At 66.2% G+C, this 22,684-nt stretch carries 23 protein-coding genes; 3 read left to right on the top strand and 20 right to left on the bottom strand.

Going from position 1 to position 22,684, the window contains the following annotated elements; translation table 11 throughout:
• Position 1 precedes the first annotated feature (1 nt).
• The 19 genes from OCK02_RS03515 to OCK02_RS03425 form a co-directional block, all read right to left on the bottom strand.
• Positions 2-505 carry a nitrate reductase cytochrome c-type subunit gene (locus OCK02_RS03515; protein WP_263812069.1) on the bottom strand — a complete coding sequence of 168 codons (504 nt, stop codon included), beginning with the start codon at positions 503-505 and terminating at the stop codon, positions 2-4.
• The gene (gene napA / locus OCK02_RS03510) at positions 472-2,979 is read right to left on the bottom strand and encodes a periplasmic nitrate reductase subunit alpha (RefSeq protein WP_230802720.1); all 2,508 of its coding nucleotides are present in this window, start codon (positions 2,977-2,979) and stop codon (positions 472-474) included. The genes OCK02_RS03515 and napA overlap by 34 nt, the downstream gene beginning before the upstream one ends.
• Positions 2,954-3,241, bottom strand: a complete 288-nt coding sequence (locus tag OCK02_RS03505) for a chaperone NapD (RefSeq protein WP_263812068.1) — start codon at positions 3,239-3,241, stop codon at positions 2,954-2,956. The genes napA and OCK02_RS03505 overlap by 26 nt, the downstream gene beginning before the upstream one ends.
• Positions 3,234-3,752, bottom strand: coding sequence for a ferredoxin-type protein NapF (locus OCK02_RS03500; RefSeq protein ID WP_263812067.1), 519 nt, complete (start codon positions 3,750-3,752; stop codon positions 3,234-3,236). The genes OCK02_RS03505 and OCK02_RS03500 overlap by 8 nt, the downstream gene beginning before the upstream one ends.
• Before the next feature lie 9 nt (positions 3,753-3,761).
• Complete coding sequence (gene napE / locus OCK02_RS03495) at positions 3,762-3,941, bottom strand: periplasmic nitrate reductase, NapE protein (RefSeq protein WP_263812219.1); 180 nt, start codon at positions 3,939-3,941, stop codon at positions 3,762-3,764.
• A 284-nt stretch (positions 3,942-4,225) separates the two neighbouring features.
• Positions 4,226-4,378, bottom strand: a complete 153-nt coding sequence (locus tag OCK02_RS03490; RefSeq protein WP_183799448.1) for a twin-arginine translocase TatA/TatE family subunit — start codon at positions 4,376-4,378, stop codon at positions 4,226-4,228.
• 212 nt (positions 4,379-4,590) lie between these two features.
• Positions 4,591-4,776, bottom strand: a complete 186-nt coding sequence (locus OCK02_RS03485; RefSeq protein ID WP_263812066.1) for a hypothetical protein — start codon at positions 4,774-4,776, stop codon at positions 4,591-4,593.
• Positions 4,777-4,855: 79 nt separating this feature from the next.
• Entirely contained in the window at positions 4,856-4,984 is a 129-nt protein-coding gene (locus OCK02_RS03480; RefSeq protein ID WP_263812065.1) for a hypothetical protein, read from the bottom strand.
• A 100-nt stretch (positions 4,985-5,084) separates the two neighbouring features.
• Entirely contained in the window at positions 5,085-5,984 is a 900-nt protein-coding gene (locus OCK02_RS03475) for a DMT family transporter (RefSeq protein ID WP_412178763.1), read from the bottom strand.
• 132 nt (positions 5,985-6,116) lie between these two features.
• The gene (doeB, locus tag OCK02_RS03470) at positions 6,117-7,121 is read right to left on the bottom strand and encodes a N(2)-acetyl-L-2,4-diaminobutanoate deacetylase DoeB (protein WP_263812064.1); all 1,005 of its coding nucleotides are present in this window, start codon (positions 7,119-7,121) and stop codon (positions 6,117-6,119) included.
• A 7-nt stretch (positions 7,122-7,128) separates the two neighbouring features.
• Positions 7,129-8,310 (bottom strand): ectoine hydrolase DoeA, encoded by a 1,182-nt coding sequence (gene doeA, locus OCK02_RS03465; protein ID WP_263812063.1) that lies wholly within the window; start codon positions 8,308-8,310, stop codon positions 7,129-7,131.
• 32 nt (positions 8,311-8,342) lie between these two features.
• Positions 8,343-9,335 carry an ectoine utilization protein EutC gene (gene eutC, locus OCK02_RS03460; protein WP_263812062.1) on the bottom strand — a complete coding sequence of 331 codons (993 nt, stop codon included), beginning with the start codon at positions 9,333-9,335 and terminating at the stop codon, positions 8,343-8,345.
• Positions 9,332-10,336 carry a hydroxyectoine utilization dehydratase EutB gene (gene eutB / locus OCK02_RS03455; protein ID WP_263812061.1) on the bottom strand — a complete coding sequence of 335 codons (1,005 nt, stop codon included), beginning with the start codon at positions 10,334-10,336 and terminating at the stop codon, positions 9,332-9,334. The genes eutC and eutB overlap by 4 nt, the downstream gene beginning before the upstream one ends.
• 4 nt (positions 10,337-10,340) lie before the next feature.
• The gene (eutA, locus tag OCK02_RS03450; RefSeq protein WP_263812060.1) at positions 10,341-11,123 is read right to left on the bottom strand and encodes an ectoine utilization protein EutA; all 783 of its coding nucleotides are present in this window, start codon (positions 11,121-11,123) and stop codon (positions 10,341-10,343) included.
• A complete protein-coding gene (ehuD, locus tag OCK02_RS03445; protein WP_230802711.1) occupies positions 11,120-11,782 on the bottom strand; it encodes an ectoine/hydroxyectoine ABC transporter permease subunit EhuD in 663 nt (220 codons plus the stop codon). Before ehuD ends, eutA begins: the two co-directional genes overlap by 4 nt.
• Before the next feature lie 2 nt (positions 11,783-11,784).
• Positions 11,785-12,444 carry an ectoine/hydroxyectoine ABC transporter permease subunit EhuC gene (ehuC, locus tag OCK02_RS03440; protein ID WP_230802710.1) on the bottom strand — a complete coding sequence of 220 codons (660 nt, stop codon included), beginning with the start codon at positions 12,442-12,444 and terminating at the stop codon, positions 11,785-11,787.
• A 159-nt stretch (positions 12,445-12,603) separates the two neighbouring features.
• Positions 12,604-13,455 (bottom strand): ectoine/hydroxyectoine ABC transporter substrate-binding protein EhuB, encoded by an 852-nt coding sequence (gene ehuB, locus OCK02_RS03435; RefSeq protein WP_263812059.1) that lies wholly within the window; start codon positions 13,453-13,455, stop codon positions 12,604-12,606.
• Positions 13,456-13,516: 61 nt separating this feature from the next.
• A complete protein-coding gene (gene ehuA / locus OCK02_RS03430; protein ID WP_230802708.1) occupies positions 13,517-14,302 on the bottom strand; it encodes an ectoine/hydroxyectoine ABC transporter ATP-binding protein EhuA in 786 nt (261 codons plus the stop codon).
• Between the two features lie 121 nt (positions 14,303-14,423).
• Positions 14,424-15,809: a PLP-dependent aminotransferase family protein gene (locus OCK02_RS03425; RefSeq protein WP_263812058.1), complete on the bottom strand. Its 1,386-nt coding sequence runs from the start codon at positions 15,807-15,809 to the stop codon at positions 14,424-14,426.
• A gap of 104 nt (positions 15,810-15,913) precedes the next feature.
• On the opposite strand from OCK02_RS03425, the gene OCK02_RS03420 reads away from it, so the two are divergent.
• The 3 genes from OCK02_RS03420 to OCK02_RS03410 all read left to right on the top strand — a co-directional run bounded on the left by OCK02_RS03420 (position 15,914) and on the right by OCK02_RS03410 (position 19,447).
• On the top strand, positions 15,914-16,411 hold the full coding sequence (locus OCK02_RS03420) for an Lrp/AsnC family transcriptional regulator (RefSeq protein WP_263812057.1): 498 nt from the start codon (positions 15,914-15,916) through the stop codon (positions 16,409-16,411).
• A 121-nt stretch (positions 16,412-16,532) separates the two neighbouring features.
• Positions 16,533-18,029 (top strand): NAD-dependent succinate-semialdehyde dehydrogenase, encoded by a 1,497-nt coding sequence (locus OCK02_RS03415; RefSeq protein WP_263812056.1) that lies wholly within the window; start codon positions 16,533-16,535, stop codon positions 18,027-18,029.
• A gap of 41 nt (positions 18,030-18,070) precedes the next feature.
• Positions 18,071-19,447: an aspartate aminotransferase family protein gene (locus tag OCK02_RS03410; RefSeq protein ID WP_263812055.1), complete on the top strand. Its 1,377-nt coding sequence runs from the start codon at positions 18,071-18,073 to the stop codon at positions 19,445-19,447.
• A 74-nt stretch (positions 19,448-19,521) separates the two neighbouring features.
• Here OCK02_RS03410 and OCK02_RS03405 read toward each other — a convergent pair whose 3' ends face one another.
• Positions 19,522-22,677, bottom strand: a complete 3,156-nt coding sequence (locus OCK02_RS03405; protein ID WP_263812054.1) for an efflux RND transporter permease subunit — start codon at positions 22,675-22,677, stop codon at positions 19,522-19,524.
• Between the last annotated feature and the right edge of the window lie 7 nt (positions 22,678-22,684).

Genomic DNA, 22,684 nt, shown 5'->3' with positions numbered 1-22,684 from the left:
GTCACTCGCTTCCGGCGGGCTTAACGCCCATCTCGCTCATGTCCCTGAAGCCGTTGGGCACCAGGGGGCGCGTATCCGCCTGCGGCACGTGGCAGGCGGTGCAGAAGTAGCGCCGCGGCGAAACGTCGGCGAGCATCTGGCCTTCACGGGTCATGTAGTGGGTGACGCTGATCATCGGCGCGCCGGAATCCTGGGTGAACTCCCGCTTGTGGCAGGACAGGCAGCGGTTGGCGTTGACCGAAAGCTCGTAGCCCTCGATCGAATGCGGAATGATCGGCGGCTGGTCGGGATAGGCGCGCATCTTGCGCTGATCGTCGACCACCCATTTCGGCAGGGGCGGTGCCGCTTCGGTCGCCATCGAGGGCGTCGGCCCCTCCAGCTGCGGCGGGGTCTTCGTCACCACCTGGGCAATCGCGGCCGTCGCGACGAAAAGCAGGAGCCCCGCTGCGATTGCCGTCCATTCGGGCCGCCTCAGACGGCGACGGGAAGAATCTTGACCGCGCATTTTTTGAAATCCGTCTGTTTGGAAATGGGATCGGTGGCGTCGAGGGTGACCTTGTTGATCAACTGGCTCGCGTCGAACCAGGGGACGAAGACGACGCCCGGCGGCATGCGGTTGCGGCCGCGTGTCTCGACGCGGGAGCGGATCTCGCCGCGGCGCGACACGATGCGCACTTCCGAGCCCTGGTTGATGCCGCGCTTGCGGGCATCGTCGGCATTCATGAAGACGCGGGCGCCGGGGAACGCCTTGTACAGTTCCGGCACGCGCATCGTCATCGAGCCGGAATGCCAGTGCTCCAGCACCCGCCCGGTCACGAGCCAGACATCGAACTCCTCATCCGGCGCCTCTGCCGGCGGCTCGTAGGGCACGGCGAGGATGACCGCCTTGCCGTCCTTCTGGCCGTAGAACTTCACGCCCTCGCCCGGCTTGACGTAGGGATCGTAGCCCTCGCGGTAGCGCCACAGGGTCTCCTTGCCGTCGACCACGGGCCAGCGCAGTCCGCGCACCTCGTGATACAGGTCGTAGGGCCCGAGGTCGTGGCCATGGCCGCGCCCGAAGGCGGCGTATTCCTCGAACAGGCCCTTCTGGATGTAGAAGCCGAAGGCCTCGGCCTCGTTGTTGTCGTACTCCGCATTCACCTCGCTGAGCGGGAAGCGATCCACCTCGCCGTTCTTGAACAGCACCTCATAGAGCGTCTTGCCGCGGTATTGCGGGTTTGCCTCCAGGGTTTCGGCGGGCCAGACCTCGTCGGTCGTGAACCGCTTGGAGAACTCCACCATCTGCCACAGGTCGGACCGCGCCTCGCCCTTGGCCTGGACGAGTTGGTGCCAGACATGGGTGCGGCGCTCGGCATTGCCATAGGCGCCCTCCTTCTCCACCCACATGGCGGCCGGCAGGATCAGGTCGGCGCTCATCGCGGTGATCGTCGGATAGGCATCGGAGACGACGATGAAGTTGTCCGGATTGCGGTAGCCCTGCCAGGTCTCGTTGGCGGTATTGGGGCCCGCCTGGACGTTGTTGTTCACCTGCACCCAGTAGAAATTGAGCTTGCCGTCCTTCAGCATCCGGTCCTGCTGGACCGCATGATAGCCCGGCTTCTCCGGGATGATGCCGTGCGGGATGCGCCAGATCTCCTCGGCGTGCTTGCGGTGCTCGGGATTGGTCACCGTCATGTCCGCCGGCAGGCGGTGGGCGAAGGTGCCGACCTCGCGCGCCGTGCCGCAGGCCGACGGCTGCCCGGTCAGCGAGAACGGGCTGTTGCCGGGCTCGGAGATCTTTCCGGTCAGGAGATGGAGGTTATAGACCATCTGGTTGGCCCAGACGCCGCGGACATGCTGGTTGAACCCCATGGTCCAGAGCGACATGACCTTGCGATCCGGATCGGCATAGAGTTCGGCCAGTTGTTCGAGGAAACCGGGATCGACGCCGGTCATTTCCGCCGTCTTTTTCAGCGTGTACTCGGAGACGAATTCCTTGAAAGCCTCGAAGTCGATCGGTTCGGTCTTTGTCGGATCGGCAGAATTGGCAGCCTTCGTCTCCAACGGATCGTCCGGCCGCAGGCCGTAGCCGATGTCGGTGGCGCCGCGGGCAAACTTTGCGTGCTGGCGGACGAAATCCTCGTTCACCCGCCCCGTCTGGATGATGTGGTTGGCGATGTAGTTGAGGATGACCAGGTCGGTTCCCGGCTTGAACACCATCGGGATGTCGGCCAGGTCCATGCTGCGGTGGGTGAAGGTCGACAGCACCGCGACCCGCACATGCGGATGGCCGAGGCGGCGGTCGGCAACGCGGGTCCACAGGATCGGATGCATCTCCGCCATGTTCGAGCCCCAGAGCACGAAGGCGTCCGCATGTTCGAAATCGTCGTAACAGCCCATCGGCTCGTCCATGCCGAAGGTGCGCATGAAGGCGTAGGCCGCGGACGCCATGCAATGGCGCGCGTTCGGATCGAGGTTGTTGGAGCGGAAGCCCGCCCGCATCAGCTTGGTCGCCGCATAGCCCTCGAAGATGGTCCACTGGCCGGATCCGAACATGCCGACGGCGGTCGGCCCCTTCTCCTTCAGCACCTTCTTGCACTGCTCGGCCATGACGTCGAAGGCCTCGTCCCAGCTGACCGGCTCGAACTCGCCGTCCTTGGCGTAGGCGCCGTTGCGCTTGCGCAGAAGCGGCGTCTGCAGCCGATCCTCGCCATACATGATCTTGGAGAGGAAATAGCCCTTGATGCAGTTCAGCCCGCGGTTGACCTCGGCCTGCATGTCGCCATGGGTCGCGACCACCTGGCCTTCCTTGACGCCGACCATGACGCCGCAACCGGTGCCGCAGAACCGGCACGGTGCCTTCGACCATTTTATCTCCAGCGCCTCCACCCCGCCCGGCACCGGCTGGGCGGCTGCGGGAAGCGCGACGCCGGCCGTGGCCGCGGCAATGCCGGCGGCATGGGCCTTCAGGATGTCACGCCGCGTCAGTGTTCCGGTCATCGCTTCCAGTCTCCTCTGTCTCGACGTGCTCGAAAACCATGTTTGCAGAGATCACTCCGTCCAGGAGCGACATGCGCGTCAAACATTCCCCGAGCATGCCGGTGGACGCACCCTCGATCACGACGACGATCTTACCGCCGCCTTCGCCGTGGACTTCCACATTCTCCATCTTCGCGATCTCGGCGAGGACCGCCGCGGTGCGGGCGGGCATCGTCGCGATCACGGCGCTCGAAATATGATGGCGTTGCGGCCGCTCAGGCATCGGCAGCCTCCCTCTCGCCAAGATCGGCCTCGCGCGACGCAAGGCCGATCGCATCGACCGGGCACACGGAGAGGCAGGCGCCGCAACCGCTGCACTGATCGGCGCTCAGCTCCGGTTCGAACGGTCCGCCGATGCGCGGGCGAAAGCGGATCGCCTGCTCGGGACAGCTCTCGCCGCAGGAGAGACAGGAGACGCCGCGCCGGGCAAGGCACGCGTCGCCGATGGCGGCGACGTGCGGAAAGCGCGTCGTCTGTTCGGCCGCAAAGACCGGCTCGGGACAGGCGGCACTGCATTGCCCGCAGAAAGTGCATTCGCCAAGGGCGAAATCGATCGACGGAACGCCGTCGACAAGCGCGATGATGCCGGTGGGACATCGCTCCGCGCAAAGCCCGCAGCCGGTGCAGGCGGCCTCGAGGCTTGCGATCGTGGCGCCGGGCGGACAGAGGATGGCGGCCCGTGCCGTCGGCCGGCCAAGCAGGAGTTCACGCCGTGAGAGCGAAGCCGTCTGCATGTCGACGCCTCAATGACCGAGCGGCCCGGGCGGGCCGTAGATGATCTGGAACATCCAGACGAGGAAGCCGTATCCGCCGACGATGGCGACGGCGACCAGCGGCCAGATGCCGAAAGCCAGCACGAAGAACGCGATCAGCTCGGCACGACGCCGCGAGCGCTTCTCGGGGACAGGGTGCTCGGTAGACAGATCAGACACGTCCTCACCTCTCCTGACTGCAACCAACCCGGCTACGGACCACATTGCGTGACCGCGGCCGGGGGTCGGGGGCGCCTGACACGCCATTTTCGTTGCCTTCGGCGCGACGCCGATCGCAACACCTCCCAGAATGACTAATGGTATCCTCGATTTGCAGGATTGCCAGTCCGATGGTCCAAAGAGGATACGCCTGATTCGGTTCACTTTTTATTTCAGCTTCGAAAGAATGTGGCCGTTGCCGTCCTCGCCTGCGAACGATCCCCGGGCGCGAGCTGTCACGCCGCGGCATCGTCGTCCTTAAGGCCCTTCCTGAAATCGCGGATGCCCTTGGCGACATCGCCCATGAGTTCCGGGATCTTGCCGCGCCCGAACAGGAGCAGCACGACGGCGAGAACGATCAGCCAGTGCCAGATACTGAAAGAACCCATGGACTTCGCCTCTCTCACTCAAGATGAGGCGAAGATAGGGGCAAGCGCCCGGGATGTCCTTGTTCTAGATCAAGAGGGATGGCGCGCACGGGGCGCGAAGCTGTGGCGGGCGCACGTGCGGCGCCTGACCGGATACGGGCGGTCGAGACGGCTGCCGCCGCCCGGCCTGTCCGAATGGTGGTGGCGCTCGCCGGGAGCGCCACGCGTGCGCTCTACTGCCGGACCAGCTCCTCGAGCTCCCGGCGCGACAGGCACCGCTCCTGCCCGGCGTCGGCTGTTGCCTGGCAGAACCTGAACGCGGTCAGATGGGGCAGGTCCAGCGCCTGCCGGACGGTGAGCAGGCCCAGCGGAACGCAGCTGCCGGCGACCACCGCGGACACTTCTATCATCTGTGGCATTGTTTTTCCTCCCTGATTGCGGGGGTCTATGCCTGACGTTGAGGGCAACTTGATGGCGTTGACCCGAGGGAATGGCCCGCTATTGCCCCATCGCCGCCAGGACGATCGCCGTCGGGATCCCGACCGTTACCAGGGTGCCGGCCACCATCGAGGCCAGCTTCCATATGCGTTCACGCGTCGCCTGCTTGTGGTCCCACTCATACGCCATTGGCTTCCTCCTCGCCTGACGGCAAAGAAGCAGCTGGCCGCAGCCGAGTCGAGTCGGGCGTGAATGAGGACGGGGGCCAATCCGACAACGGATCAGATTGTCACCCACTCCTGCGTGCATAAAGAATGCCGCACAGGACGATGGCGCCACCGATCGCCTGCGTGACGCCGACGGCTTCGCCGAGCACGACCACGCCGAGAAGGGCGGCGACGACCGGCTGGAGCAGCAGGGTGAGCGAGGAAAACGCCGTCGGCAGGAAAGCGAGCGCATAGGTGATCGCCACCTGCCCGCCGGCATGGCTGATCAGCGCCAGCCCCAGCAGCATCGCCCAGCCGAAGATCGTGACGGGAGCGAACTGGCTCTCGGTCAGAAGCACCATCGGCAGCAGGCAGACCGCCGCCGAAGCCGTACTCCAGAGCATGACGCGGGCGGTGTCGAAGCGGCCGCGCAACCGGGCGACGCCCAGCATGTAGCCGGCATAGAAAAGGGCTGCGAGAACCGCCAGCGCATCGCCTGACGGATTGCCGGCCGAAAGCCCGCTCAGCCCGCCTTTCAGGATGACGATCCCGCTGATCGCAACGGCGAGGCCGATGAGGAAGGCACGGCTGATCGATGCGCCGAGAAACAGCCAGCCGACCGCGGTCACGAAAACAGGGGCCAGATTGGCGAGCAGCGTCGCATTGGCAACCGTCGTCACATGGATCGCGGCATGCCAGGCAACGAGATCGGCCGCGAGGAAGACACCCGGCAGCGCGAGCGCGATCATGTCGCGCAGCCCCGCAGGCCTTGCGGCCCGACGTTTCTCCGACAGGCGGAAGAACAGAAAGAGCGGCACCAGCGCGAGGGCCACGCGCCAGAAGGCTGTCGCCATCGGGCCGATCTCGGACAGCCGGACGAAGATCGGCGAGCCGCCGATCGCGACCGCGCCGGCCAGCAGCGCCATCAGCGCCAGCCGGTTCCGGGCTGCGGGTGCCGTGGCGGCGAATTCGGTCTGCGTCACGGCGATGTCCAGTCTGCGTGTGGCGTGAATGCCGTGAACTAAAGCGCGTCGCGATCCTTCGTGCGCGCTTTAATTCCAGTTCTTTTGCATGTCGTTATCGCAAAACCGCTGCGCACTTTTGCGCGACATGCTTTAGACCGTGACCGCCAGAACTGCAACACAGTCGCCGGCCTTGACGAGGCCGGGGAAATGCCGGGCGCAAAGGATGCCGTCCATCTTCGCGCGGATCTCGGAGAGCGGTGAACCCGTGCGGCCCGTCGGATAGATGCGGGCCACCACCTGCCCCCGGGCCACGGTGTCGCCCATGTCCACCAGCGGCTCGATCAGCCCGCCTTCCTCGGCGAAGGCGAAGCAGTCGCCATCCGGCATGTCGAGCCACTGCGTCGGGGCGACCTCCGCCTTGCCGTTCACGATGCCGGCCTGCCGCAGAACATTGATAACGCCGCGCTTGGCGATCCCCGCACTTCTTGCCGTCGCCGTGCCGCCGCCGCCGAGTTCGGTGGTAATGAACACCTTGCCCATCTCCTCGGCCGCCGTGTCGTACATGCCGACCGCATCGATCTCGAGCATCTTCATGGAATAGGGCGCGGAGAATGCCTGCACCAGTTCGAAGGACCGCTGCTCCTGCGTCTTGTCCGGCAGGATGTGCGCGGCGCAGAAGGGCAGGAAGTCGAGCGTCTTGCCGCCCGAGTGGAAGTCCAGGACGATATCGGCCAGCGGCAGCAGTTCGCGCTGGAAATAGTCGGCGATCTTCTGCGTCACCGTACCGTCCGGCCGGCCCGGAAAGCTGCGGTTGAGGTTGCCCTTGTCGATCGGGGACGTGCGGGTGCCGGCGAGGAAGGCCGGGTAGTTCATCGCGGGGACGATGATGACCCGCCCGGACACGTCTTCCGCCTTTAGGCTGCGCGCGAGGTCGAACAGCGCGATCGGCCCCTCGTATTCATCGCCGTGATTGCCGCCGGTGAGAAGGGCCGTCGGCCCCTCCCCGTTCTTGACGACCGTGATCGGGATCATCACCGAGCCCCAGGCGGAATCGTCGCGGCTGTAGGGCAGCCGGAGGAAGCCGTGCTGGATACCCTCGGCCGAGAAATCGACCGTGGGTGTGATCGGCGAGGCGCGCAGTTCGGTTTCGCTCATGGCAGGCTCAATCCTTGACGAACAGCTTGCGCGGCACGTTGGCGAGGCATTCGACGCCGGTGTCGGTGATCAGGATGCTCTCGGTGATCTCCAGACCCATGGTTTCCAGCCAGAGACCCGTCATGAAGTGGAAGGTCATGCCCGGTTTCAGCTCGGTGCGGTCGCCGGGGCGCAGGCTCATGGTGCGCTCGCCCCAGTCCGGCGGATAGGAGAGACCGATGCCGTAGCCGGTGCGGTTGTCCTTGACGATGCCGTACTTCTTGAGGACCGCGAAGAAACCGTTGGCGATGTCCTCGCAGGTGTTGCCCGGCTTGGCGGCGGCAAGCCCGGCCTCCATGCCTTCCAGCGTCGCCTTCTCGGCATCGAGGAATTCCTGCGTCGGCTTGCCGAGGAAGACGGTGCGCGACAGCGGGCAATGGTAGCGGTTATAGGCGCCGGCGATCTCGAAGAAGGTGCCCTCGCCGCGCTTCATCGGCCGGTCGTCCCAGGTCAGGTGCGGCGCTGACGCGTCGACACCCGACGGCAGCAGCGGCACGATCGCCGGATAGTCGCCGCCGATCCCGTCGACGCCGCGCGTACCGGCGTCGTAGATCTCGGCCACCAGGTCGCATTTGCGCATGCCGACCTCGATCTTGTCGAAGATGCGCTGGTGCATGCCTTCCACGATACGGGCGGCATTGCGCATATACTTGATCTCGGTCTCGCTCTTCACCGCCCGCTGCCAGTTGACCAGCGCCGTCACATCGACGAAGCGGGCGTTCGGCAGGTGCTTGACCAGGCTCGCGAAGGCGGCGGCGGAGAACCAGTAGTTGTCCATCTCGACGCCGATCGTCAGCTTGTCCAGACCGCGCTCGACCAGCCTGGCTGAGAGATAGTCCATCGGATGGCGCTCGGTCGACTGCACGTAGTGGTCCGGGTAGCCGATGATGTTCTCATGCTTGAGATAGGCCGTCAGCTTGGCGCCGTTGGCATCCTGGCCGCGACCGTACCAGATCGGCTCGCCGGTCGGCGGCACGACGACGGCCTGGTGCACGTAGAACGACCAGCCGTCGTAGCCCGTCAGCCACGCCATGTTCGACGGGTCGCTGACGATCAGAAGATCGACGCCTTTCGCCTCCATGGCCTTGCGCGTCTTTGCCAGGCGCGTCTCATATTCCCCAAGGGAAAATTTGAGGTTCGGTTGGGTCATGCTTCTCCCTCATTCTCCGGCATCTGCCGGTCTCAACTTTCAAATGGCGTGCCGGCACCGGCCGAGGTCGCGCGCGAAAAGGCGAGCGTGGCGATGGCCGTGTCCTGAATGCCCGTCCCGGTCAGGTCGGCAATGGTGATCTGGTCCGCGTCACGGCGCCCCTGTTCCAGCCCGGCCGCGATCCGGCCGAGTTCGGCGAAGGCGGCATCCGGGACCACGAGGCCCGCCGCGATGGCGTGATGCAGTTCGCCGAGGCGGCGGGTCTGGCCGAGGCTGTCTGCGACATAGAGGCCAGCGTTGACGATCGCCGCCGGCTCGATCTCGTTCTTGTGCTCGGCGTCCGAGCCCATGGCGGTGACGTGCTGGCCGGGCTGCAGCCAAGCCGCCTTCAGGATCGGCGCCTCAGACGGCGTCGTGGTCACGACGATGTCCGCGCCGGCGACGGCTGCTTGCGGATCGGCCACGGCGACGACAGAGATGCCAAGCGTCCGTGTGAGTTCGGCCGCGACCTTTTCCGCCTTGGCCGCGTCGCGCGCCCAGATCCGCGCCTCGCGGATCGGCCGCACCAGCGTCAGCGCCTGCAGTTGCAGCCTGGCCTGCATGCCCGCGCCGAAGATCGCGGCTATGCCGGAATCCGGCCGGGACAGGTATCGTGCGGCGACGGCGCCGGCTGCGGCCGTTCGCACGTCCGTCAGGTAGCCGTTGTCGAGCAGCAGCGCCTGGACGAGGCCCGTCTTGGCCGACAGGAGCACCATCATACCGTTGGTGCTCGGCAGGCCGATCTCCGGATTGCCGAAGAAACCGGGGCTGATCTTGATGGCGAAACCGTCGAGGCCCGGGACATAGGCCGTCTTCACGTCGACCTCGCCGCGGTGTTCGGGAATGTCGAGCCGCAGGATCGGCGGCATGGCGACGGACTTGGTGGCGAGCGCCCGGAAGGCATCCTCCACGCAGGCGACAGCCCCGGCGTCCAGTGTCACGACCTTCCTCAGGTCGGCCTCGGTCAGGATGATCATCCGGCTCATGCCGCCACCTCTTCTTCGACAGACGTCGCGCCGTTGACGATCCTGCGGTGCAGGGTCATGTCGACATTGCGGCCGGACAGGATGGCGACGATGGGCCCGGCAGACCGGATCCGCCCGGCAAGCAGCGCCGCGATGCCGACCGCGCCAGCCCCTTCGACGATCTCACGCTCCACGGCATAGGCATGCCGCATGCCAGCGGCGATCTCCGCTTCCGGAAGCAGCAGCACGTCGTCGAGCAGGTCGCGGCACATGGCGAAGGTCAGGGCATTGTCGAGCCCGATGCCGCCGCCGAGCGAATCCGCAAGGCTCGGCAGTTCCTCCACCTGCACCGGATGCCCGGCATCGAGGCTCGCCTTCATCGCCGCCCCCCGTTCCATGGTGAGCCCGATGACTTTTGCCTTGGGGTTCGCGCCCTTGACGGCCGCGGCCACGCCGGCCGCGAGCCCGCCGCCCGAAAGCGGCACGAGCACGGTGGCCACCTGCGGCAGTTGCTCGATGAGCTCGAGCCCGAGCGTGCCCTGCCCGGCGATGACGGCGGCATCGTCGAAGGGCGGCACCATGACCATGCCCTTTTCCGCCACCAGCCGGTCGACTTCCTCCTGCGCCTCGTCCTGCGAGCTGCCGACGATGCGGACTTCGGCGCCGAGCCTGCGGATCTCCGCGACCTTGTTTTCCGGCACCAGCCTCGACATGCAGATGGTGGCGACCGCGCCTTCCGCCCTTGCCGCATGCGCCAGCGCCCGGCCGTGATTGCCGGTGGAGGCGGCGACGACGCCGCGGGCACGTTGCGCCGGCGTCAGCGACAGGACCGCGTTGGTCGCGCCACGCAGCTTGAAGCTGCCGGTCGTCTGATGGTGTTCGAGCTTGAGGTGGACGGGAGCGCCGGCCCCCTCCTGAAGGATGGCGGATGGCGCCATCGGCGTGCGCAGGACCCGCCCGGCGATGCGGGCGGATGCGGCACGGATGTCGTCGATCGAGACGGAGGCCGGTTGCGCGCACATGGGGTCAACCTTCGAGATAGGGCTTGGTCATGAGAGTGCCGAGCTCCGGCCGCGCTGTCGCATCGCCGCAGAGGCGCAGGCATGCCCAGGCCGTCGCGAGGTTGCTGCTGACCACGGGCTTTCCAATCGTCTTCTCGATGCGCGGGGCGACCTCGGCGGCGCGAACGGCCGTGCAGGATATGAACAGCGCATCCGACTGCGGCGCCGTCGCCTCTTCGGCGAAGGCTGCGATCTCGTCGTGCGAGATCCGCGCCATCTCCCGGTCGTCGGTCAACCCGAGGCAGGTGAAGCGGTCGATCCGGAAGCCGAGGTCGGCGAAGTAGCGCGCCATCGGCCGGCTGGTCTCGACGGTATAGGGCGTCAGAATCGAAATCCGCTTCGCGCCCACGGCCTTCAGGCCCTTCACGGACGCCGCCGTCGGCGTCACGACGGGAACGCCGGGCTTTGCCGCCTGCACGGCCGCCTCGATTTGCCTGTCTCCTATGACCACGGAGGCCGAGGTGCAGGAGTACATGACCGCGTCCAGCGGTTCGTCCGGCAGGATCAGCGCCGCACCCGCCGTCAGTTGCGGCTGCATCTTCATCAGGTTCTCGGGCGTCACCGGATTCGCATAGGGAATGCGCGTGACGTAGACGCCGACCCGCTCGCTCGCCACCATGCGCCGGAAATCGACCTCGGTCGTATGGTCCGTCGCCAGGATGATCAGGCCGACCCGCTTTTCCAGCGGGCGGTCGTCGAGGCGCGGGGCGCGGCTTGCCGTGCCGATCGAGATATCGTCCGGGATCATCGCTCGTCCACCCTGGCATAGCGTTCTTCCAGGAAGCGCAGCGCAACGACGGAGATCAGGCTGATGACCAGGAAGAACACGCCGACCAGCGTCATCGGCTCGATATAGCGGTAGCTGCTGTTGGCGACACTCTTGGCCTGGTTCATCAGTTCGAGAACGGTGATGGCCGACAGCAGCGGCGTCTCCTTGAACATGGCGATGAAATAGTTGGCAAGCGCCGGGATCATCGGCGGGATCGCCTGCGGCAGCACCACATGAATCCACGCCTGCCGGATGCTGAGATTGGTGGCCCGGGCCGCTTCCCACTGGCCGCGCGGCACGTTGTCGATGCCGGCGCGATAGACCTCGGCGGCATAGGTGCCGTAGTGGATGCCGAGCCCGATCACGCCGGCGACCAGCGGCGACAGCCGGATACCGATATCGGGCAGCACGTAGAAGATGAAATAGAGCTGCACGAGCAGCGGCGTGCCGCGGATGAAATCGGCGAAGAATCCGACCGGGCGCGCGATCAGCGGGTTCGGCGAGCGCCGGGCGATGGCCAGCACCAGGCCGAAGACGGCAGCGACGATCGCGCCGAGCACGGTGGCGAGAATGGTGATCTTCAGCCCTTCGAGAAGGGTCGGCATGATCTGCCAGACGAATGCCCAGTCCCATTCCATGGTCAGACCCTCACGCCGTCGAGGCCGCGCGCCGCCCGGCGTTCCAGCCAGCGCACCCCGGCCGAAATGGCCATGGCCATGGCGAAGTAGAGAACGAGGACGGTCGCGAACGGGATCAGCGTGTTGCCCGTCTGCGCCCTGACCACCTGCGCCTGGAAGGTCATGTCGGTCAGCGAGATCAGCGAGACCACGGCCGTTCCCTTCAGAAGCTCGATGGCGTTGTTGCCGAAGGTCGGCAGCATCAGCGGCAGCGCCTGCGGCAGGATCACGTGGCGCAAGCGCTGGTAGCGGCCGAGATTGAGGGCGACGCAGGCCTCGTGCTGCTCGCGGCCGATCGCCCGCACCGCGCCGCGCACCACTTCCGCGCCATAGGCGCCGACGTTCAGCCCCAGCGCCAGCACGCCTGCCTGCAGCGGCGTCAGCGTGATGCCGGCGAAGGGCAGGACGAAATAGGCCCAGAAGAGCTGCACGAAGATCGAGGTGCCGCGGAAGAATTCGATATAGGTGGTGGCCAGCGCCCGGACCGCGGCAAAGCGCGACAGACGGCCGAGGCCGGCGGCGAAGGCCATGACGAGCGCCAGCGCCGAACCCATGAGCGTGAGCTCGATCGTCACCAGCGCGCCTTGCAGGATCAGTCCGATATAGCCTGTCCAGTCGATCATGATGTGCTCCACCGGGAAGCAAAGGCAGTCGGCGACGCACCCCCCTCCGCCCTGCCGGGCATCTCCCCCTCAAGGGGGGAGACTGGCCGGGGCCTGGCCCTGCACAGAGAGGGGTGCGATCGCGTCATCTGCGGTTACCCGTTTCACTACGTCCGAGGATCACTGCGCAGCGCAGAGCTTCTCGCGGGTGGTGGACATCGCGGCGGCCGCCGAGAAGCCGTAGGGCTCGATGATCTTGGCGAACTCGCCCGATTCCTTCAGCTTGGCGAGTTCCACGTCGAAGGCATCGCGCAGCGCCTCGTCGCCTTTCTTGAAGGCGGCGCCGTCGCAATAGACCGGCGCACCCTGAACGGGAGCTATGACCTCGAGGTTCGGGTCGTTGGCCTTCATCACGAGATCGTTGATCGACAGGACCGGCAGCGAATAGGCGTCGATGCGGCCGTCCTGCAGCATCTTCAGGCCGCTCTGGCCATCCGGCACCACGATGACGCGCTCGCGCGGCACGCCGGCTTCCAGCGCCAGCTTCTCTTCCGTGCCGCCGCCGGGCGCGCCGATGGTGGCCGACTGGTCCTTGGCGACATCGGCATAGCTCTTGAAGCCCTTCGGGTTGCCCTTCTTGACGAGCATGGCCTCGGCATCGCAGAGGACGGGCTCGGAGTAGGCGACGGCCGCGCAGCGCTCCGGCTTCATGAACAGGCCGGCGGTGACGGCATCGTGGCGCCCGGCCTGCAGGCCGGGGATCATGGCGCCGTATTCGGAGATCGAGGCGACGACGTCGGCAACGCCGAGACGCTTGAAGACCTCGCGGGCGACGTCGGGAGCCGCACCCGAGACCTTGCCGTCGGCGCCGACGGCGGTGAACGGCGGCTCGTTGGCGATCGCGATGCGGGCGAAGCCCTGCGCCTTCAGCTCTTCCAGCTTGGCGTCGTCGGCGTTTGCGGGGGCTGCGGCAAACGCTGCCATCAAAGCCGTGGCGCCGGCTGCCATCGTCATGAAATGTTTCAATGTCATCGTTTTATCTCCTCTGGATTTTCCGTTTTTTATCGGAGGCATTGCCGGGTCGCCCCGGCGGTCAGACGCGGTGCCCCGCCGCGATTATCTTGCGCAGGAAGGTCTGTGTCCGCTCCTGCCTGGGATTTCGGAATATGTCGTCCGGCTTGCCCTCCTCGACGATCCGGCCCTTGTCGAAGAACAGGACGCGATCGGCGAAGTCGTGGGCGAAGCCCATCTCGTGGGTGACGAGCAGCATCGTCATGTCGGTCTCGGCGGCGAGCTTGCGCATGACGTTCAGGACCTCCTCGACCAGTTCCGGGTCGAGCGCCGAGGTGACTTCGTCGAACAGCATGATCTTCGGCGACAGCGCGAGCGCGCGGGCGATGGCGACGCGCTGCTTCTGTCCGCCGGACAGCTGCGCCGGCATGCTCTTCGCCTTGTCGGCCATGCCCACCATGTCGAGAAGCTTCATCGCCCGGTCTTCGGCCGCCGCCTTCGCCACGCCCTTGGTCAGCATCGGCGCCAGCGTGATGTTGTCGAGCACGCATTTGTGCGGAAACAGGTTGAAGTGCTGGAAGACCATGCCAATCTTCTCGCGCATCTTTTGCAGATGCCGTTCGTCGGCCGGGACCAGACTGCCGCCCCTCGGCATGTGGTAGAGCTGATCGCCGTCCACCTCGATGTGGCCGCCGTCGATCTTCTCGAGCGTCATCAGGATGCGCAGGATGGTGGTCTTTCCCGATCCCGACGGCCCGATCAGCGCCAGCTTCTCGCCCGGCATGACATTCATCGACAGACCGTCGAGCACCGTCAGCGGCCCGTAGGTCTTCGTGATGTTGTCGATGCGAATGATGGGCGAGGCCATGCATGTCTCTCCCTGTTGAGACGAGCGATGTCCAACGATGAACAGCTTATGAAATCATGTCAATTGTCAAAATAATATCATGACAATTATTCCTTTCCTGCCCAAATGGCAGGCGGAACCGTCAAATAGCAAGCAGGAGCGCTTCCGGATTTCCCTGCGCCAGCGAGGCGACGATGCCGAGCCCCGTGCGCAGTTCCGCCTCGGACGTGGAGCCGAGCGAGATGCGAACGGCCGGAGCGTGACCCTGGTCTGCGGTGTGGAAGGAGGCACCGGGGGCGATCGCCACGCCGCGCAGCCGCGCCTGCGCCACGAAGCCCTCCTCCGTATGCTGGCAGGTGAGCGGCAGCCAGACGTGCAGGCTCTGCGGGTGGGCATGATAGGCGAGCCCGGAAAGCATCTCGGCGGCGATCTCGTGACGGCGCGCCAGCGCCCGCCTCTGCCAGTTCACCAGCTCCATCGCCGTGCCGTTGCCGACCCAGCGCGTGGCGACCTCGACGATCGCCGGCGTGGCCATCCAGTTGGACACCAGGTGCCGGTTGGCGACGGCTGCGACATAGCGGTCGGGCGCGACGAGATAGCCGATGCGCAGGCCGGGAACGGTGATCTTGGTGAAACTGGTGACATAGAGCGTGCGGTCCGGCGCAAAGGCCTGCAGCGGCGGCGGCCGGTCTTCGACCAGCGGCCCGAGAATGTCGTTCTCGATGATCGCGATATCGTGCCTGGCGGCGACGGCGGCCAGTTCCTCGCGGCGCCTGGCGCTCATCAGCGTCGCCCTGGGATTGATGACCGAAGGCTGGAGGAACACCGCCCGGATCGGCCCCTTGCGGCAGGCAGCGTCCAGGGCGGCCGGGATCATCCCGTCCGCATCGATCGCCAGGCCCTCGAGGTGGATGCCGAGATAGGTGGAGAGCGGCACCAGCGTATGATGGCTGATGGCCTCGGTCGCGACCGTGGATCCGGGCGGCGCGACGCTCATCAGGGCGACCGTCATGGCCGACGTGGCGCCATTCGTGAGGTTGACATTGAGCGGGGAAACCTCCAGCCCGCAAAGCTGCAGCCATTCCGCCGCAACGGCCCGGTGACGCGGGAACACCATGTTGGGGCGGAACGAGAGCGCCGAACTGGACGGCAGGTTTTCCGCCAGCCAGCCGAAGGCCTCGCGCATGCGCTCGAGATGGAGCTGCTCGCAGACGGGCTTGAGGATCGACAGGTCGATTACCTCGCCCAGCCGCTCCGGCAGATAGGGCGGCTCGGGCTCCTTCGACCGGGTCTGCACGAAGGAGCCGCGGCCGATCTCGCCGGCGACCATGCCGCGCCGGGTCAATTCGTCATAGGCGCGGCTCACCGTCTGGATCGAAAGGCCGAGATCTTCCGCGAGCTTGCGATGGGTGGGCAGGCGGTCGCCGTCGGCAAGCTTGCCGTCGTGGATGGCATTGGCGATCTGCTCGGCCAGCGAGAGGTAAGCCGGACGGCGGAGCTGCAGCGGATCGGGGCGCCAATTTGTCATGATTTGACAGTGATAAAATTCAGGTCATTTGACAATGCAAAATTGCATTCGTCTCGGCTTTTTCATAGTCTTTGCCATGATTTCGATTTGAGGCCGTCCTCCGCATGAAACTTGACGCGATCGACCTGCGCATCCTCGACGCTGTCCAGCGGGACGGCCGCATCACCAAGGTGGCGCTCGCCGAAGAGGTCGGCCTGTCGCCCACGCCGTGCTGGATGCGCCTGCGCAAGCTCGAAAAGGCCGGCATCATTTCGGGCTATCATGCCCGCGTCGCAGTCCGCCGCGTCGCACCGGTGGCAAGCGTGATGATGGAAGTCACCCTCGAAAACCATCGCCAGGCCGATTTCGAGCGCTTCGAACGCGCCGTCGCGGCGATCCCCGAAATCGTCGCCTGCTGGTCGGTCGGCGGCGGGGTCGATTATATCGTCAAGATCATGGCCGCCGATATCGACGCCTACCAGCGTCTGGTCGACGGCCTGCTGGACCGGCAGATCGGCATCGCCCGCTACTTCACCTACATCGTCACCAAGACGGTGAAGGAGGAAACCGCCCTGCCCCTGACGGCGCTGCTGCCGGCTCCGGAACCGGCGAACGGCCGATAGAGGATTCCTCTGCGGCGCCTTGCTCCCTTGGACCAATCCTCTGCCGCCACAGCCGACAACAGACCATCTTTCGCGCCGAACCTGCCAGACTCTCCGCCAACGACAGCCCGAGGAGCCGGAGATGAACGCCATATTCGCACGACCTGCCTGCCATGACGCGCTCGAGCGCCTGAAGGACAGGCATCTGCTGAAATCGCTGGCCTATGTCGGCGGCCGTTGGGTCGCCAACAGCGCAAACCGCACCTTCGAGGTGCGCGATCCCGCATCCTCCGTTCCGCTCGCCTGGGTTTCCGCGCTGGATGCCGGCGAAACCGGAGACGCCATCGATGCGGCATCGGCCGCCCTCGCCGAATGGCGTGCCATGCTTCCGCAGGATCGAGCGGCAATCCTGCGGCGCTGGTACGATCTGATGCTGTCGACTCGGGACGATCTTGCGCTGATCATGACGCTGGAGCAGGGAAAGCCGCTGTCGGAATCGCAAGGCGAGATCGCCTATGCAGCCTCGTTCGTCGAATGGTATGCCGAGGAGGGCAAGCGGCTGAATGCCGAAAGCGTGACGAGCCACCTGCCCGGCGCCGAGATGATCGTGCGCCGCGAGGCGCTCGGCGTCGTCGGCATCGTGACACCCTGGAACTTCCCCTCCGCCATGGTCACCCGCAAGGCGGCCGCAGCGCTCGCCGCCGGTTGCACGGTGGTCGCCCATCCCTCGTCCGAGACGCCCCTGTCCGCACTGGCGCTGGCGGAACTCGGCGAGCGGGCCGGTCTTCCGGCCGGCGTCTTCAACGTCGTCACCGGCGACGCCGCGACGATCGTCGGGCGGATGTGCAAGGATCCGCGCATCCGCGCCGTCAGCTTCACTGGTTCCACCGAGGTGGGCAAGATCATCGCCGGCCAGTGCGCGTCGACCATGAAGCGGCTGGTGATGGAACTCGGCGGCCACGCTCCGCTGATCGTCTTCGACGATGCGGATATCGACCGGGCCGTGGACATCGCCGTCAATGCCAAGTTCGCGACCTCCGGCCAGGACTGCCTCGCCGCCAACCGCATCTATGTCCAGCGCCCGGTGCTCGGGGCCTTCAACGCCGCCTTCAAGGCGCGGATCGAGGCCCTGACGGTCGGCGCCGGCCTTGAGCCCGGCGTCGAGATCGGGCCGCTGATGCATGCGCGCGCCGTCGCAAAGGTGGACGAGCAGGTCCAGGACGCCATCGGCCGCGGCGCCCGCTGCCTCACCGGCGGCGCGGTTCACGCGGCCGGTCCGCTGTTCTACGCGCCGACGCTGCTGACCGAGGTGCCCGACGATGCCCTGATCATGCGCGAGGAAACCTTCGGGCCGGTCGCGGCCGTCACCGCCTTCGACACCGAGGCCGAGGTCATCGCCCGGGCCAACGACAGCGAATACGGTCTCGTCGCCTATGTCGTCACGGAGAACGGCGCCCGCCAGATGCGGCTCGGCCGCGTGCTGGAATACGGCATGGTGGCGATCAACCGGGTCAAGATCACCGGCGGGCCGATCCCCTTCGGCGGCTGGAAGCAGTCCGGCATCGGCCGCGAAGGCTCCCGCCACGGGCTCGAGGCCTTCACCGAACTCAAGTATCTCTGCATCGACACCGCCGCCTGACACCTCTCGGGCCGGTACCAAACTTTAAAAAGGAAAGCAGCATGTCCGAACACAGCAATGAAATGACCGCCTGGGACCGCGACCACTTCTTCCATCCGTCCACCCACATGGGCATGCACGCCCGCGGCGAGACGCCGACACGCGTCATCGCCGGCGGCGAAGGCGTGCACATCACCGATGCCAGCGGCCGTACCAGCCTCGACGCCTTTGCCGGGCTCTACTGCGTCAATGTCGGCTACGGCCGCCGGAAGATCTCCGATGCGATTGCCGAGCAGGCGAAGAACCTCGCCTACTACCACGCCTATGTCGGCCACGGCACCGAGGCCTCGATCACCCTGTCGAAGATGATCATCGACCGCGCGCCGGAAGGCATGAGCCGGGTCTATTTCGGCCTCTCCGGCTCCGACGCCAACGAGACCAACATCAAGCTGATCTGGTACTACAACAACATCCTCGGCCGCCCGGAGAAGAAGAAGATCATCTCGCGCTGGCGCGGCTATCACGGTTCCGGCGTCATGACCGGTTCGCTGACCGGGCTCGAACTGTTCCACAACCTGTTCGACCTGCCGCGCGCGCCGATCCTGCACACCGAAGCGCCCTATTATTTCCGCCGGCCTGACCGCTCGATGAGCGAGGAGCAGTTCTCGCAATATTGCGCCGACAAGCTGGAGGAAATGATCCTGGCCGAAGGCCCCGAAACGATCGCCGCCTTCATCGGCGAGCCGATCCTCGGGACCGGCGGCATCGTCCCGCCGCCCAAGGGCTACTGGCAGAAGATCCAGGCGGTGCTGGAGAATTACGATATCCTGCTCGTCGCCGACGAGGTCGTCACCGGCTTCGGCCGCCTCGGCTCGATGTTCGGCTCCGATCACTACGGCATCAAGCCCGACCTGATCACCATTGCCAAGGGCCTGACCTCGGCCTATGCGCCGCTCTCCGGCTCGATCGTCTCCGACAAGGTCTGGCAGGTTCTCGTGCAGGGCTCGGACGCGGCAGGCGCGATCGGCCATGGCTGGACCTATTCCGCCCACCCGATCTGCGCGGCGGCCGGCGTCGCCAACCTCGAACTCGTCGACGAACTCGGCCTCGTCGAGAACGCCGGCGCCACCGGCGCCTATTTCCGCGCCGAACTGGCAAAGGCCGTGGGTGGCCACAAGCATGTCGGCGACGTCCGCGGCGACGGATTGATGGCCGCGGTCGAATTCGTCGAGGACAAGGACGACCGCGTCTTCTTCGACCCCGCCCGCAAGATCGGCCCGCAGGTCTCCGCCGCCCTTCTGGAACGCGGCGTCATCGGCCGCGCCATGCCCCAAGGCGACATCCTCGGCTTCGCACCGCCTCTCTGCCTCACCCGCGACGAGGCCGACACCGTCGTCAAGGCCGCGGCCCAGGCGATCGAAGCGGTCCTCGGCCGCTGAGGAGGCCCCACCCGCGGGAACGGAAAGCGTCGGCCACGGTGCGGGCCGGCGCCCGCCGGACTACCGCCCGCCCGCTATTCGGCGGCGAGTTGCGGTTGGAAGGGGGCGAGCTTGCGGTCCGCTTCGGTTGCCGCGCCGCCGGCCTGCTCCGGCGCCTGTGTCCCTGCTTTCGGCTCCCGGCCGAAGAACAGGGCGTAGGCGGCTGGCAGGACGAGGATGGTGAGCACGGTCGCGACCAGGATGCCGCCCATCATTGCATAAGCGAGCGGCCCCCAGAAGACCCCGCGCGAGATCGGGATCAGCGCGAGGACGGCGGTCAGCGCGGTCAGCATGATCGGCCGGAAGCGCCGGACGGTCGCCCCGACGATCGCCTCGGAACGAGGCATGCCGGCTGCGATATCCTGGTCGATCTGGTCGACGAGGATGATCGAGTTGCGGATGATGATGCCGAGCAGCGCGATGACGCCGAGGATCGCGACGAAACCGAAGGGCGCGCCGCTGATAAGGAGTGCTGCCGCCGCGCCGATGATGCCGAGCGGGCCGGTGGCGAGCACGAGCATCGCCTTGCCGAAGTGCTGGAGTTGGATCATCAATAGTACGAGGATGACGAGCAGCATGATCGGCGCCTTGGCCGCGATCGAAGCCTGGCTCTCGGCTGCGTCCTCCGCCCCGCCCTGGATCTCGACGCGGTAGCCGGGTGCAAGACCGTCGCGAAGGGGCTGCAACTCGCCATAGAGCTTCAGCGCCACGTCGTTCGGTTGAACGCCGTCCGGCAGCGTCGCGCGCACGGTGATCGTCGGCAGGCGGTCCCGGCGCCACTCGATGCCCTGTTCCATCACCGGAACGACCCTGGCGACCTGGGACAGTGGCACGAAGCCGCCGAAGTCCGTCGGAATGTAGACCGACCCGACAGCCGTCAGCAGCCGGCGGCTGTCTTCCGGCTCGCGGGCGACGATCGACACGGTTTCCTCGCCGTCGCGGAAGTCGCCGAGCGGCGCGCCGCTCATCGTCGCCTGCAGCATCTGGCGGATGCGCTGCGAGGTGATGCCGAGCGCGCGGGCACGGTCCTGGTCGATGACGAGCTTCATGCCCGGCACCGGTTCGAGCCAGTCGTCGTGGATGGCCGCCAGTTGCGGATTCTCCTGGAACTTCGCCTTGACCTGGTCGGCGATGCGGCGAACCTCGTCCCGGTCGGGCCCGGTCACGCGCATCTGCACCGGCCAGCCGGTCGGCGGCCCGAGGAAGAGACGATCGACCTTGGAGCGGATCGAGGGGAAATCGGCGGCCAGGATGGAGCGCAGCTTGACGATCAGCCGTTCGCGCGCGGGTTCGTCCTTCGCCATGATGAGTAACTGGGCGAAGTTCGGGTTGCGAAGCTGCTGGTCGAGCGGCAGGAAGAAACGGGGGGCGCCCTCGCCGATATAGGTGGCGATGAACCGCTTGTCCTCGTCGTCCATCATGCGCGCCTCGAGCGCTTTGGCCTGTGTCTCGACCTCCTCGACGCTGGTGCCTTCCGGCAGCCAGAGGTCGACGAGGATCTCCGGCCGCGAGGACTGCGGGAAGAAGTTCTGCGGGATGAACTGGAAGGCCCACAGGCTGCCGGCGAAGGTGCCGATGGTTAAGGCCAGCACGATCAGCCGATGGCGAACGGCCCAGCCGACGGTCGCGCGCAGCCGCCGGTAGAAGCGGGTGTCGAAGACGTCGTGGTGGCCGCCGGCATGGTGGCGCTGCTTGAGGATCATGTGGCCGAGCCAGGGCGTGAAATAGACCGCCACGAACCAGGACACGACGAGCGAGATGCCGACCACGTAGAACAGCGAGCGGACATATTCGCCGGCCGTCGATTCGGCAAAGCCGACCGGTATGAAGCCGGCGATGGTGATGAGCGTTCCCGTCAGCATCGGGAAGGCGGTGGACGAATAGGCGAAGCTCGCCGCGTCGATCTTGACGAGCCCCTCCTCAAGCTTGCGCTCCATCATCTCGACGACGATCATCGCGTCGTCCACCAGAAGGCCGAGCGCGATGATGAGCGCGCCGAGCGAGATGCGCTGCAGGTCGATGCCGAGCTCGTACATGATGGCGAAGGTTGCAGCCAGCACGAGCGGAATGGCGATCGCGATGACCAGGCCGGAACGCCAGCCGATCGACAGGAAGGAGACGACGAGCACGATCGCCAGCGCCTCGCCGAGCGCCTTCATGAACTCGCCGATCGCCTCGCGCACCACTTCCGGCTGGTCGGAGATCTGGTCCACCGCGACACCGTAGGGCAGCGCGCTTTCGAAGCGGGCGAAGGTCTCGGCAACCGCCGTACCGACGCTCGTCACGTTGAACCCCTTGGCCATCACCACGCCGACCTGGACGCTGTCGCGACCGTTGAAGCGGTACTTGCGTTGGTAGGGGTCCTCCAGACCCGCCGTCACGGTGGCGATATCGCCGAGACGCGTCACCTGGTCGCCGGCGCGCAGCCGGAGTTCGCGGATGTCGTCCACCCGGTCCACGGCGCCCTCGACGGAAATGCGGACGGACTGCCGGCCGGTGTCGACCGAGCCGGCCGGATCGACGCTGTTCTGGCCGGCAATGGCGGCCTGCAGATCGGAAAGCGTCAGACCGCGCTCGGCGAGCGCCTTCGAGGACACGTCGATGAAGATCTTTTCGGGCTGGTCGCCGATGATGACCGCTTTTTCAACGCCCGGCGTCGTCAGCAGCATGTCGCGCGCCTGGATCGCGAACGTCTTGAGTTCGGGATAGCTGTAGCCGTCGCCGGAGAGCGAGTAGAGCGTGATGAAGGTGTCGCCGAATTCGTCGTTGAAGTAGGGGCCGAGCAGGCCGTCGGGCAGTTCGCTCGCGATATCGCCGACCTTCTTGCGGGCCTGGTAGAAGGCATCGGCGACGTCCTGGGCATCCGTGTCGCCCTCGACCTGCAGCGTGATGATGGCGCTGCCGGCCCGGGTATAGGACTTGACCCAGTCCAGATGCGGCGTCTCCTGCAGCTTGCGCTCGATCTTGTTGACGACCTGATCCTGCATGTCCTCGATGGAGGCGCCCGGCCAGACCGCCTGCACCACCATGATGCGGAAGGTGAAATCGGGGTCTTCCTTCTGCCCCATGCGCATCAGGCCGAATACGCCGGCAACGATGATGAGCCCGAAGAGGAAACGGGCGATGCTCGGATGGCCGATGGCCCACCGGGAAAGATTGAACGAACGCTTTTCGTCGGTGGACGTGTTCATGGCTCCG

Origin of the sequence: Rhizobium sp. TRM96647, from assembly GCF_025780115.1 — a bacterium.
Classification (GTDB): Bacteria; Pseudomonadota; Alphaproteobacteria; order Rhizobiales; family Rhizobiaceae; genus Mycoplana.
Note: the sequence above shows the minus strand (reverse complement) of the source record. Positions and strands in the feature narration are given on the sequence as shown.